At 63.7% G+C, this 12,540-nt stretch carries 16 protein-coding genes; 2 read left to right on the top strand and 14 right to left on the bottom strand.

The window, feature by feature from the left end:
• From G4O04_05545 to npdG, 13 genes are all read right to left on the bottom strand, one after another.
• On the bottom strand, positions 1–117 hold a 117-nt coding region (locus tag G4O04_05545; GenBank protein HEY57982.1), incomplete at its 3' end, for a DUF5615 family PIN-like protein.
• Positions 118–132: 15 nt separating this feature from the next.
• Positions 133–375, bottom strand: coding sequence for a DUF433 domain-containing protein (locus G4O04_05540; GenBank protein HEY57981.1), 243 nt, complete (start codon positions 373–375; stop codon positions 133–135).
• Between the two features lie 70 nt (positions 376–445).
• Positions 446–1,222, bottom strand: a complete 777-nt coding sequence (locus G4O04_05535) for a hypothetical protein (protein HEY57980.1) — start codon at positions 1,220–1,222, stop codon at positions 446–448.
• 87 nt (positions 1,223–1,309) lie between these two features.
• Positions 1,310–2,200 carry a PaaI family thioesterase gene (locus G4O04_05530; protein HEY57979.1) on the bottom strand — a complete coding sequence of 297 codons (891 nt, stop codon included), beginning with the start codon at positions 2,198–2,200 and terminating at the stop codon, positions 1,310–1,312.
• Positions 2,181–2,861 (bottom strand): 2-phospho-L-lactate guanylyltransferase, encoded by a 681-nt coding sequence (gene cofC, locus G4O04_05525; GenBank protein ID HEY57978.1) that lies wholly within the window; start codon positions 2,859–2,861, stop codon positions 2,181–2,183. Before cofC ends, G4O04_05530 begins: the two co-directional genes overlap by 20 nt.
• 63 nt (positions 2,862–2,924) lie before the next feature.
• Positions 2,925–3,896: a 2-phospho-L-lactate transferase gene (locus G4O04_05520; GenBank protein HEY57977.1), complete on the bottom strand. Its 972-nt coding sequence runs from the start codon at positions 3,894–3,896 to the stop codon at positions 2,925–2,927.
• A complete protein-coding gene (locus G4O04_05515) occupies positions 3,893–4,345 on the bottom strand; it encodes a hypothetical protein (GenBank protein ID HEY57976.1) in 453 nt (150 codons plus the stop codon). Before G4O04_05515 ends, G4O04_05520 begins: the two co-directional genes overlap by 4 nt.
• Positions 4,342–6,033 (bottom strand): hypothetical protein, encoded by a 1,692-nt coding sequence (locus G4O04_05510; GenBank protein HEY57975.1) that lies wholly within the window; start codon positions 6,031–6,033, stop codon positions 4,342–4,344. Before G4O04_05510 ends, G4O04_05515 begins: the two co-directional genes overlap by 4 nt.
• Positions 6,034–6,036: 3 nt before the next feature.
• A complete protein-coding gene (locus G4O04_05505; protein ID HEY57974.1) occupies positions 6,037–6,651 on the bottom strand; it encodes a nitroreductase family protein in 615 nt (204 codons plus the stop codon).
• Positions 6,652–7,105: 454 nt separating this feature from the next.
• Positions 7,106–7,780 carry a hypothetical protein gene (locus tag G4O04_05500; protein ID HEY57973.1) on the bottom strand — a complete coding sequence of 225 codons (675 nt, stop codon included), beginning with the start codon at positions 7,778–7,780 and terminating at the stop codon, positions 7,106–7,108.
• Positions 7,781–7,794: 14 nt separating this feature from the next.
• A complete protein-coding gene (cofE, locus tag G4O04_05495; protein HEY57972.1) occupies positions 7,795–8,604 on the bottom strand; it encodes a coenzyme F420-0:L-glutamate ligase in 810 nt (269 codons plus the stop codon).
• A gap of 14 nt (positions 8,605–8,618) precedes the next feature.
• On the bottom strand, positions 8,619–9,515 hold the full coding sequence (locus tag G4O04_05490) for a prenyltransferase (GenBank protein HEY57971.1): 897 nt from the start codon (positions 9,513–9,515) through the stop codon (positions 8,619–8,621).
• Between the two features lie 61 nt (positions 9,516–9,576).
• The gene (npdG, locus tag G4O04_05485; GenBank protein HEY57970.1) at positions 9,577–10,260 is read right to left on the bottom strand and encodes an NADPH-dependent F420 reductase; all 684 of its coding nucleotides are present in this window, start codon (positions 10,258–10,260) and stop codon (positions 9,577–9,579) included.
• Positions 10,261–10,388: 128 nt separating this feature from the next.
• On the opposite strand from npdG, the gene G4O04_05480 reads away from it, so the two are divergent.
• Positions 10,389–11,009, top strand: coding sequence for an ArsR family transcriptional regulator (locus G4O04_05480; protein HEY57969.1), 621 nt, complete (start codon positions 10,389–10,391; stop codon positions 11,007–11,009).
• Between the two features lie 90 nt (positions 11,010–11,099).
• Here G4O04_05480 and G4O04_05475 read toward each other — a convergent pair whose 3' ends face one another.
• On the bottom strand, positions 11,100–11,966 hold the full coding sequence (locus tag G4O04_05475; protein ID HEY57968.1) for an MBL fold metallo-hydrolase: 867 nt from the start codon (positions 11,964–11,966) through the stop codon (positions 11,100–11,102).
• A 216-nt stretch (positions 11,967–12,182) separates the two neighbouring features.
• On the opposite strand from G4O04_05475, the gene G4O04_05470 reads away from it, so the two are divergent.
• Positions 12,183–12,540 (top strand): hypothetical protein (locus G4O04_05470; protein ID HEY57967.1); only part of this gene is annotated, 358 nt, incomplete at its 3' end.

The following is a 12,540-nucleotide window of genomic DNA, read 5'->3' as shown; positions in this document are numbered from 1 at the left end:
TTGGGGACGCATATTTCGCAACCGAAACACAACAACACTTGGGAGTCGAGCGCCGCTTGCAGCAACAAGTTCGCCAAAATCAAGATCATGGGTTAGCAAGACAAAACCCTCTCTCAGCCAGAAACTTCACCTTCATACTGTCTGCTCCAACGCGTAGACGGACTCTTCAGCGAGCCAAGCCGCGTAGCGGAGGACCTGTTGAATATCCTTCGGCTCCAGATAAGGGTAGGCTTGGAGGATCTCCTCCACGCTCACGCCATTGGCGATGAGGTTAAGGATCAACGAGACCGTGATACGCATTCCCCGAATACAGGCCCGGCCATCCATGACATCGGGATCGAACGTAATACGGTCGAAGGTGGGTAAAGTGACCATCGGCACTCGTCCCTAACTTGGGTGCAGGAGAATTAGGAACTCAAGCCCTCTCCTGCCTTAGAACCATCGCTCAGTTAAGGGCATTTACACATCGGCGGGCCAGGGTGGCGGCCATCTCGCGCCGGTACTCCGCCGAGGCCAGGTGGTCTTCGGCCTCGTAAGCCGCATTGCGGGCGGCGGCCTCCACGCCATCGGCCTCGGGGCCATCCAATGCCAGACGCGGCGCATCACCCCAACCGCCCACCACGACCCGCGTGCGTCCCGAGGGCCAGCGCGCCGCAGCCACGGCCACGAGGGGCAAATCCATGGGCGAGCGCCCCACCATCTCGATGGCCAGGCGCACATTGAGCGGAACGGTCACCGTGGTGATCAACTGTCCACGCAACTGGTCCCAGCGTAGCGGGTAGAGGTCGCCTAAACGCAACTCCTTTTCGTGAGGCAAAAGGGTGAGGCTGGCGTCCAACGCCATCATGGCCAGGGCGAAAGGCGAACGCCCATCGGCGGCGACCAGGCTCCCCGCCACCGTGGCCTGATGGCGCAGGGTGTAGTTGGCCTCGCGACGCACAGCCTCCAGCAACGCCGGAGGCAACTTACCTTCGCCCTCGTCCAGCAGGCGCTGCAAACGCACCATAGCGCCCATGGTGAGTGTCTTATCCCGCAGCTTCCAGCCGTCCAGGCCCAGGTCTTGCAAATCCACCACAGCGAAATCCCCCTGGGGCAACACGACGCGCCGCGGGCGGGCGTTGAGCGCCGTCCCCCCAGCGAGAGGAAGGGTCAAAGGCTTCTCACGGCCCAGTAGGGCCAGTGCATCCTCAATGGTTGTAGGACGATGGTACTCGGAAAACATGGGAACCTCCAAAGGGTGTGCAAAGTGCGTGGTACGAAGCGCCAGGTACGGAGGGATCATTATGGAGTGCTTAGAACGGCGGTAGACCTATCCTTCTATTTTCAACGGATACACCTGCCACCCCAGGGCCTCGGTGTCCATTTGACGGGCCTCTTCTTCAGGCACAGCCAGCAACAGACCTTCGGCTTCGGTGAGCAATTCGTCTGCCTCATTGTAGATGGCCGCCCAGGAACGCACGGCGCGGCCTCGATCCTTGAGTACGCGCCCCACGATGCGCAATGTTTGCTCGACGGGCACATGCTGCCGATAAGTGATGGTCATCCTGGCGGTGTAGAACAGGCGGGCCGAATCCGGATCGGTACCCATGACCGCGCGACCTAAAGCCTCATCGAGCATCGAGGCTTGAATGCCGCCGTGCACCACGCCGGGATACCCCTGGAAGCACAGGGGCGCGCGATAGTATGCCGTCACTTCGCCCGGACCGGTCTGGAAAAAGCGCATCTGCAGCCCACAAGGGTTCTCTACGCCGCAGACGAAACAATGGCGCGAATTAGGCTGCAAAAGGTCCAGGCTCACCGGGAGGGCCTCTTTCGCCGGCAACGTGGCAGGTTCGGCCACGAACAACGCATGGCCATGCCCGGCAAAGCTCTCAGGGTGTGCCAGGGCATCATCCAGTTGCCTGACCAGCCGCCGGGCCTGCTCCTTCACCGTGAGCCAGGTAGCAGGGGGTGGCTCGTCCTCCCAAAGCGAAAGCAATCCCAACAACGCCAGCGCTGCGCTCCGTGCGGCCTCCAAATGTTGAGGGCCAGCGTCATACTCCGTCGCGGCCAGGGCCTCGGCCAAGTGGGCGACGATGGCTAGCGCCTCGCGTTCCACGGCATCCACCAGCGCCCCCTGGGCGTCCAACGAAACCACGGTGCGGTAAAGCGACCGTGCCGCCTGCCACAATCGTGCCGTCTCATCCTTTAGGAAAGACATGAGCCCTCTCCATGCTGTCCGAGGGTGGATCGGTGCGCCGCAAAACCTCGCGCAAGGAATCTTGCACCCCCATCGCGCGCAGGGCTTCCAGGTCCTCAGGCCAATCCAGGTCCCAGGCCAACCCTTGGCGTTCCACAATCCGCGGTTCCACACCGGCTTCTCTGGCCGCCGCTACATGGCGCGCAAAGGATCCCGGCCCGTACTGGTAAGGCATAAGTCCCGGCGGAGCGACCACCAAAGCGTTGGTCCCTTCGCCATGGCGATCAGGGGCCAGCACCACGGAGGGGGGATGCCCCACCGCTGCCAAAAGCGCCCGCACATCGTCCGCTTCCAGCAAGGGCAAGTCGGCGGGCAAAATCATCATCACACCCACATGGTACATTTGCAGCAACGTGGTAGCATGGCGCAACGCCAGATTGAGGCGCGAATCGCCGCGCTCCTGCAAGGTGCGGGCGCCATGTCGGCGGGCCAGGGCCAGGGCCCCGCTGTCCCGGCTGACCACCAAAACCTGTTCGATTTCTTCGACCTGGGAAAGAACCTGCAGGGTTCGGAGCAACAAATTCTGGTTGAGTAAGGCGCGCTCTGTTGCCGATAACACCGAGGCCAATCGTGACTTACCACGCCGCAAAGGCTTCACCGGCACAATGGCCCAGACGCCCATAGAGGTCTCCTCAAACGCCGCCATGCGGCAGGGAATGTCCGTGCGCTTCCATTTTATCACGGCTTAGAAGTAATGAGACGCGTTCGCGCGCACGGCATCTGCCAACTTCAGCGCGCAGCGGGCGACGGCCACACGCTTCTCCGGCGTGGACATCCAGGTATCTCGCGCCCAGACCAGACCGCCCCCCAGGGCCTGCGCCACCGCCTCCTCCAGGCCCTCGTCCTCGGCGTCGATAAGCATCCCCTGCCACAGGCCGCGATAGTGACGCGCCACGGCCATCGGCGAAGGCTCCTCGCCCATCTCGCGAAACATCTTGGCCGCCGGACCCTTCACTGCCCGCCCGCCGATGATGGGCGAAACGCCCACCACCGCCGGGGCGGCGGCCACGGCCTCGCGTACGCCTGGGAGGGCCAGGATAGGGTCCAGGCTCACCCAGGGGTTGGAGGGAGCGAAAAGCACGGCGTCGGCCTGCCGCAACGCCTCCATCACACCTGGAGCCGGGCGGGCCCTTTCCGCCCCCTGAAAGCGGAAGCCTTTCACCCGCGGCTGCCAGCGGCGGTGCACGAAATACTCCTGAAAGGCAAGGGTGCCTTCGTCCGTCTCCACCAATGTCGGAATACGGTCGTCGCTTATCGGGAGCACCTTGGCCCGCACCCCCCAGGCCCGGCAAAAGTCGGCCACGATGCGGCTCAGCGGCTCGCCAGCGCGGAGGCGGCGGGTGCGTTCCAGATGCGTCGCCAGGTCCAGGTCACCCAGGCGGAACCAGTCCGGCCCACCTAGACGCCGCACCTCCTCCAGAACCCGCCATGACTCGCCGCGTCGCCCCCAACCGGCGGTCCGATTTTCCAGACCGGCCAGGGTGTAACAGACCGTATCCAGGTCCGGAGAAATCCACAGTCCCCAATGTTCGAAGTCGTCCCCCACATTGACGACCACGGTCACCCGCTCCGGAGGCAGCACCTGCACCACACCGGCCGCGAACCTAGCGCCGCCAACGCCGCCAGCCAACACGACCACCCGCTCCAGAGATGTCATCCTGCCCTCCTCAGCACCCCCAGCGTCAGGCAGATGAGATTCTGGCCGCAAAAGCCCCTGGTGAACAGCAACCAGCCCCCGGCGGCCAGCGCGATCCCAATGAGCAACACCCACAAAACCGTGTGCAGCCTGCGCCAGGGGGTCTTCACCGCAGCCGGAGCACCACCGTGCTCCACCGGCCATCCCAGGCGGTTCAGCCACCGTACCACGCCGGGGTAAAGGGGAAGCGCCAGCCAAAAGGCCCGGAGAAAGGCCAAAGCGATAAGCAGAAAGGCCTCCCCCAACAGCAAAAGCACGGCCAGCAAGCTCCCATAAAGGAGAAGGAAACGGCGGGCCACGCGGGGATCGCTCTGCCAGCCCATCCGCCACAGCCAGCGCAAGGCCGTTTTCAGCGTCTGCCAGGGATGGCGTCCGTCCAACTCTTCCGGCAAAGGCGGCAAGGGGTTCACGGCTTTGCCTCCGGCGAAAGGGCGACCAGGGTGTGCAAGGCCTGATGAATGCCCTGGCATGTTTCCGGGGGCAACGGTTTCCCGCGCCCCAAATCCCGCCAAATCCAGGATGGGCGATTCAAATCCCAAAGCAGCACTTCGGGCTGGCCGTCAATCCATACCCGCCCCTGACCGGCCCAGACCACCCGGGGTTCGACCCACACTTCGAGGCCCCGCGCTCGCAGGAACTCGGCCAAACGCAGCGCGTTACGCATGGCCTGCCGCGTAGGATTGGCGTCCATCTCCACCCATTTGCCCCAACGACGGCGATACCACTCCCCGCCCCGAACCCGATGCGCGCCCTGGTAGGCTTTGACTTCCAGCAGGTACACGCCCCGGGGTCCCAGCAACACGGCGTCCAGATCACCCTGGCCGTCGGGGAGCACCAGATTCCGGTAAAGCGCCCATCGTCCGTCCAATTTACCGCGCAGCAGGCGCGCCAAACGCTCCTCGCCGGCCAACCCCTGACGATAGGCCTCCCGTTGCGCCTTGAGCCGGTCGAACCACGGCACCACGCGCGAGACGGCCAAAAGGATCAGAACCCCGCTCCAGGTGACCACCGTTCCCCACAAGCGGTCATGCAAACCTAAAGTGAGATACAGCCCGCCAGCCACGGAAAACACCGCCAATACCACCACCAGCGCCCGCAAGGCATAGGAGGCCCAGGTCACCCGTCGCTCATGCACCTGGACCTGACGCTGAAGGAACCGGCTGCCTCGATACACCCGCAACGGTCCACGCGAGGGCCCAGGCTCTTCGGCAGGCACGGTTGAAGCCTGTCCAACGGCAGCAGGCGTGGCATCAGCGGCCGGGAAGCGGTGATAGGCCGAGGCGCTGCGCGCCCTGGTCGCCATTTCCCTGTCGGCCGAAGGCCGCACCTTCTGGGAGGCTGACTCCTGGCCTCCCCCCTGATGCTCCAGCACCCAATACCCCATCACCGCGGCGGCCCACCGCAAGCGGGGCGAATATGCTCTGTGCACCACATAGGCCAGGTCGCGTAGCCCAATGTGCCCTTCACGCAGCAGCACGCCCAAGGGCCGGTTCAACTGCCGGAAGGGGAACACGACTTGGGCGGCCTGCTGTTCGGTCATGGAGAGGTCCTGGATGTCCGGCTCCTGGAGAAGCACGGCCGCTGCCCAGCGGATTTCCGGGTCGCGCGCGTTTTTCACCGCCCATTCCAAGCCCCTGGTTTGCACCATCCCCATCTCAAGCAAAACCCCCAGGGGGCGGTTGTATCCCCTAAAAGGCCAAATCGTGGCCTGTGCCCGGCGCAAAATCTGGCTACCACGGATGAGTTCTGAGCCAGGCTCTACCTCACTGGGCCTCCCCTTGCTGGCTAAGCGAATCGCCTGTCGAGGGCCCTCGGCATCCCCGTCTCCTCGTGACGCCTTTTTGGCTACACGAACACCCTCTTCGGGCCGTGCCCCCAGGGCGGCCAGCCCCCGGCGCGCCGCCGCGTTCTCCGGGTCCAGGCGGAGCACATAACGCAATGCCGCAATGGCTTGCTCGCGGTTCTCGGTCAGACCAGCAAACCACAACAAAGCGGCCACATCGCGCGGATGAGCGCGCAACTGCGCGACAACCTGCTGCAACGCGCGGGCTTTATTCCCCTGCCGCAACACGGCACGAACTTCTGCTTGCCAGTCCAAGGGTCACTCCTCCATCCACAGGGTCAGATCCTGCCAGGGGGTCCGGGGGCGCAACGGAGGCTCTTCCGCCGGATAGCCGACGAACAACATCCCTTGCGGCTCCCAGTTGGGGGGCAGGCCCAAAGTTTGCCGGGTGGTCTCCGGGGCGAACAACGGCCAGCAAACCCACACGGCCCCCAATCCCTCGGCGTGGGCGGCCAGCCAGAGTTGCAGGCCCACGATGGCCACAGACTGGCGGGCCATGCGATGCTCTTCTGGAACCTCGCGGCGCACCACCGTGGTAACCCGGTTGAGAAGGATCACCACCGGGGATTCGTGCAACCGGCGGCGGGAACGCGCCACCCGCTCGGCGATGTCCTCCTCTGCCGCGCCTTCCTGTTGCATATCCTGGCGCATCTGATCAGTGAGCGCTTCAGCCAGGCGGGCCTTCGCCCGGGGGCCGGTCAGCACCACAAAACGCCAGGGCTGCAAGTTGTGCGCCGAAGGGGCATAGATTGCCGTCTCCAAGAGACGCTCAATGACCTCCCGCGGCACCGGGTCCGGACGAAAGCGGCGCACACTGCGCCGGGTACGCAGGAAAGCATGCAGGATTTTTGGGGCCAGGTTGGGTTCGGGCATCGTTCACTCCAAGGGCCATCGAGGGAGCAACAACTGGCGCACCCAGGCCAATGCTTCGCCAGGCGTTCCCGCCTTCAAAGCGAGATCAGCCTGGAGCATTTTTGGGGTCAAGAAATACCGTTTATCATGGGTAACCAGCATTGAGATTCAGAGACCAGGGTTTCCGCCAATACCACGGCATCTGGGGAATAAGGATGAGGGAGCGGGCAAGCGTCAACTGGTCTCCCGATGGAGAGGGGCCAACGGCAATCCTGGCTGTCGCCATCAAGCGCTGCCCCCGAGGCCATGTCGCCGGATCCTTGCGCTGGACGACGGTCTCTATTTCCTGAAAAACCGTCGGGTCAACGAGCAACTGCAAATAACCGCACTTCCAGCCAGGATCTGCCTTCTGGCCCCTTCAGTATACCAACAAAATGAGACAGAAAGCCCCTTTCACGAATGCTGGTGTGGCGCCTCATGATGCTCGTCGCGCCAACTCTTGCCGCAACGCCCGCGCCCGGCGGCCTTTGCCCGTGGGGCACACCGTGAGACATATCGCGCAGGTCTGACAGCGCCCCAGGCCCACCACCCCGCTCTCCAAAGGGCGTTGGGGGCACAATTTGAGGCAAGCATCGCAATCGTTGCACCCCACACCGCCCCAACAAGGGCGCAGGGTCAAGGGGTAATCGGTGCGCATTCCCGAAAGGATGAGCCGGGGGCCAAACACCGGATGCACCAACAGCCCATAGGGGCTGAAGTCCCCCAAACCGGCCTCCACGGCCAGGCGGGGCAAATTGATGGTGGGCGATAGGGGGTCCAAAGGTTCGGCGCGGTACCCCTCCCAGCGCAAGCGCCGCGCCAGGCGGTGCAAAAAGGTGTGGACGCGGGCAAAGGCCAGCGGGGCGAAACGCGGCAGGCGCCAGGCGTGCACGAAGAGCCACACATCGCCCAACTGGGCAAAGTCGTCGGCCTCATGGGCGATGAATACCTCCACGCTTTGGCGGACCGGCAAGCGGCGCAGCACCTGGTGCCGCACGAACTGCAGGGGCGCCTGCTTGAGCAGCAACAACGAAGACCTCAGCGTTCCGAAGAAGCGAATCTTCTCCAAATCGGCGGAAAGGGGAATGAAACGCAGGTCGCGGCGACTCATGGCACACCCTGGCCCTATCGAAAAAGATCCCGCTCTTTGGGCCGCAGCAACTCGCCGAGGCTCCCTTCGCGCAAGGGGTACGGGAAGCCGCGCACATGCACCACCGGCGTTCCCTCGCCGGCCTGGCCCATGACCAGCGAGGCGGCAGCCGCCAGTTCATCGGCCACGCCCACCGTGGTCACCCGCAGTTCGCGGCCCAACAGGTCGGGCGCACCGCGCAAATCGACCAGCCCCGGCAGCCCGCTCAGGCCGATGGCCACACCCACGGTGCCCAAACGCCATGCCCGGCCATGGGAATCGATGATGAGCACACCCAAACGCGCCCCACTGAGGGCCTCCCATCGCCGACGCAAACGAGCCGCCGAGGCATCCGGGTCGGCAGGCAACAAGAGCACCCAATCTTCGGGGGAGCCGACGCGCTGGGGCGGCGCACCGGGGGGCGGCCCCACATTGGAGTGGTCCACCCCGGCGTTGGCGCAGACGAAACCCAAGCGATGTTCCACGATGAGCACCCCGGGCACGGCGCGCAACACCTCACGGCTTTCCCGCAGCACCACCTCCACCAGGCGGGGGTCCTTTTGCACCACCTGAGCCAACGCCCGGGCGCGGGCCGAGGGGGCCACCGTGCGCAAATCCACCCAGCGCCCCTCGGCTTTGGAGACCACCTTCTGAGCCAGGACCAGAATATCCCCATCGCGTAGGGCCATCCCGGCCTCTTGCAAGGCCTGCCACACCAGGGCGGCCAAATCGTCTCCCGGCGCCACCAACGGCAAGCCAGGCAAAGGGATCAATTCCACCGACGAAACGTCTCCTCGTCTAAACAGTTGCGCCACATCTGTCACGCCCCCAACCACAACCCTAGGGCCAACAGCACCGGGGTCAACAGATTAATGAGCACATTGTTGCCCAGGGCAGGCATGAGTTGAGGGATGTCGTCGGCGAAACGCAACGCCCGCCGGGCCGTGGGCACGGCGAGGGCCAGGGTCAACAGGCTGAGCAGGCTCCAGGTGGGCAACCACCCCACCACCACCCCGACCACTGGTACCAGATACGCTAGGCCCAGAAACAGGACATACAGACGGGCCGCCCTGGGGCGACCCCACAAGATGGGATAGTGCCGCCGCCCCACGCTGCGGTCGGCCTCCACATCGGGAAATTGATTGAGCAGCAGCAGATCGCTCACCAGGAAAAACGGCACCAGCGAGGCCCAAAAGGCCAGCCAACTGTAATGACCAGTCAGCACATAGTGCGTGCCCATCACCATGAAGGTGCCGAACCCCAAACCGGGCGCCACCAGACAAACCAGAGGGCTGCGGGTGACCCAGTTGGTATACACATACACCAGAATCACGCCCAACAGGCCAACCCAAAGCAACCCCCAGCCCACGCGGTAAAGGAAATAGAAGCCGATGGCCACCGTGAGCAGCAGCGTCCCCCAGGCCAGCGCCAGGGTGCCGCGAGCCGCCTCCGGCGCCTGAGGGAGGGTGCCGCTGCCGCCGCTGAAAGGCGTGCGCCGGGTGCGGGCGTCCAGACCGCTGCGGAAGTCAAAGTATTCGTTGAACGCGTTCACGCTCACATGGGCCGCCAGAGCCCCCACCAGCGCCAGCACGAACAACAGCCAGGGGATTTGCCGCCGGGTTTCGACGGCCGCCGTGCCCAGCCCGACCAGCACACAGGCCGGGGTGAGCAACAGAAAGGGTGGACGGGCGGTTTGTAGCAAATGACGAACGGTCATCTTAACCTACTCCTTGAGTACGGTTCCTCCTACCCGCTGTGTCTTGAACCCCACGCAGGCCTCAAGCGCTGCCCGACAAGCCGGTGATCCGAATCCCGGCGTGGGTCGAGCCGTAGGTCTTGTTCAGGTAAATCAGAACGCTGGTCAGGCCTTCAACCACCGCACTGTTTTCGATGGGCCCCGCATCCCAGGCGCGCAGGCCGGCGTCGCGCACCAGTTGCACCACCCGCTGGCGGTTGGCCTTGCCTTTGCCGGTAACCAAGACATCGCAATCAATCGGGCCATCCTCCCAAAGCAACTCATGGGCGATGTTCTGGAAGGCATCCACCACGGCCACGCTCTCGCCCAGCAACGCCTGGGCTTCCTGGGCTGCGCTGCCCGCGGGCGGCATCTGCGCCCTGGTCACTTTGGGGGGCTTCAGGGGCACAGTGACATCCACCAGAATCTTCCCCGCCAGGGCCTCCCGCACCGCTTCCAAGGTGCTGCGATGGGCGCTGTAGGGCACGGTGAGCACCACAATCTCGGCGCGGGCCGCGGCCTCGGCGTTACCCAGGCCCATCACCGGAGCCGCGGGATCGCCCAAGCGCTGCCGGACCTCGGCGGCAGCCTGCCGGGCTTTTTCCGGCGTGCGCGAGCCGATGTACACCGTATAGCCGGCTTTGGCCCACCGATAGGCCAGACCTTTGCCCTGCTTCCCCGTGCCGCCCAGCACGGCCAGGCTGGGTTTGTCCGTCTTTTCGGGCATACCAGGCCTCCGATCGAAGAAGGTGTTCGGGATTATAGCATGGGGGAGGCCTCAACAAGCGGCTTCAAACCGTGCCAGGCCCTGGTAGGTTGCGGTAAAATGAACCCATCTCACCCCTGGGAGCCTCCATGAGCACCCCAAGCACCCGCGAGCAAATCCTGGAATACCTCCGCCTGCATCCCTTGGCCAGGGTCAACGATCTCGCCCAAGCGCTCCAGGTGACGCCGTCGAACATCCGGCACCACTTGAGTTTGCTCCAGGAAGCCGGTCTGGTCGTCGCCGCGCCGCCGGCCAGGCCCACCAGGCGCGGTCGCCCCCCTCAGCGCTACCGGCTGACGCCCAAAGCCCAATCCTCCCACCTGGAGCCCCTGACGCGGGCTTTGCTGACTTTGCTGCGCCATCAGGAGGCCCTGGAGAACCGATTAGACGACCTGGGCGCTTTGTTGCTCGGGGAAGCGCCGCTGCCCTACCCTGGCAACCTGCGCCAGCGGCTGCAGCAAATACTGGAAACCCTCAACGCGCTGGGCTATGAGGCCCATTGGGAAGCCCACCAACAGGGACCGTTGATCACTTTCCGTCGCTGCCCTTTCGCCACCTTGCGGGACGATTTCCCCGAACTGTGTCAGCTGGATCAGCGCCTACTGGAACGGGCTTTAGACCGCCCGGTGGAGGTGGTGCAGTCAGCCTCGGAAATGCGGGAAAAAGGCCCGGCGGTTTGTCGATACCGGGTCCGGCTGTCCAGGCAATAAAAAACCAGCCCCCGCCCAGGGGGTCAGGCCATTCCCTGGTGGGGGCGGCTGATCGCAACATTCTGCCCGTTGGTCACATCCCAGGGGGCATCAATCGTACTCATCTTCGGGCGAGGTCGCAGGGGGTTCTCCATAGAACTGGCGGTACAGGGCGCGCAAGTTGCGCTGGTGCAACGCCTCGGCCAACCCACCCAACAACACCCGGCTTTTCCCACAATCTTCCACGGAAATCTCCTGCAAATAATCGCCGGGATACTTTCGGCGATGGGCCTGGCGCACGGCTTTGCGCAGTTCGTTCAAATAAGCCAGGTTGCTCTTGACCAGTTCGGGGATCTCTCCTCGCAGCACGATTTCGCCATGCCCGGGGATCAGGTTTTCCAGGTGCATCTTGGCGATGAGTTTGTGAGAGGCCACCATCGCCTCATAATCCCCATCCACCAGATAGGGCAGGGGCATCATCACATCGCCAGCAAACAGGACACGGTCCTCCTCCACCAGCACCCCGATCCCATCCGCGCTGTGCCCCGGCAAGGGGATAAGGGTGACGGTTTTGCGGCCCAACTTGAGGGTCACCCGTCCCTGCTGGAAGGTCCACTCAGGCGGCACCAACCGTACCCGTTGAAACGAGGGATCCTGTTGCCGGGCCTGCTCCAACGCCTTTTGCCCTTTCTCGAACAACCAGCGGCGGGTCAATTCATGGCCAATGATCACCGCCCCCGGGAAAAACCCATTCCCCCAGGCGTGGTCGGCATGGTAATGGGTATTGACCACATAACGCACCGGCACCTGCAATTCCTCTTCAATGAACTCGCCCATGGCCAGGGTCTCTTCAGGGAGGGCCAAAGTATCAATAACCAACGCTCCCTGGGTCCCCACCACGACCCCGGCCATAACCTGAGCATAGGCCTCGCTCTGAAAGGCGTATACCCCTTCGGCAATGCGTTCGTGCTGAACCATGACCCCTCCCAAACCGTTTGGCAGCGAAGATGCAGAAACGGTGCAAAGATAGCATAAGGAGAAAACTTCGTCAAGGTTTCTTGAAATAACTTTCTTCGTGCCCTTCACCCCCCTTGTTACCTGGGGGTATAATTGAGGACTGGATTTCCCCTACCCACGGACGAACCCTGCAACGACGAACTGGGGAATACGTTCCCTGCTGCTTAGGAGACCTTTATGCGTTCCTTCTGGCATCGTTTTGTTGCCCGACTACAAGAACACCCGGAGGCCCTGCTGGCTCTGGCCTCCTTCTGGCTCAGCACCCTCCCGTTATGGTTCTGGATGCTGCTCGATCCCCGCGCCTACCGTTCCGAGATGTGGCCCGGGGCTGTGCTCCTGCTCGTGGCCCTTTTTCTTTTGGGGTGGCTTCACCCCCTACTTTACCTGATCGCCGCGTTGGGGGTGGGTTTTCTGAACGCCGCCTATATGCACACCGACCATTTCTGGCGCATCGGGGACCTCAGCGTGCGCATTGAAACGACGCTGGACTCCTCCCCCGGCGAGGCGCAGGAATTCTTCCAGCAGTTCGTGCTGC

It is taken from the genome of Anaerolineae bacterium (assembly GCA_011176535.1).
GTDB lineage: Bacteria > Chloroflexota > Anaerolineae > Anaerolineales > DRMV01 > DUEP01.
The sequence above is the reverse complement of the archived record's forward strand: the minus strand, read 5'-3'. Positions and strand labels throughout refer to the sequence as shown.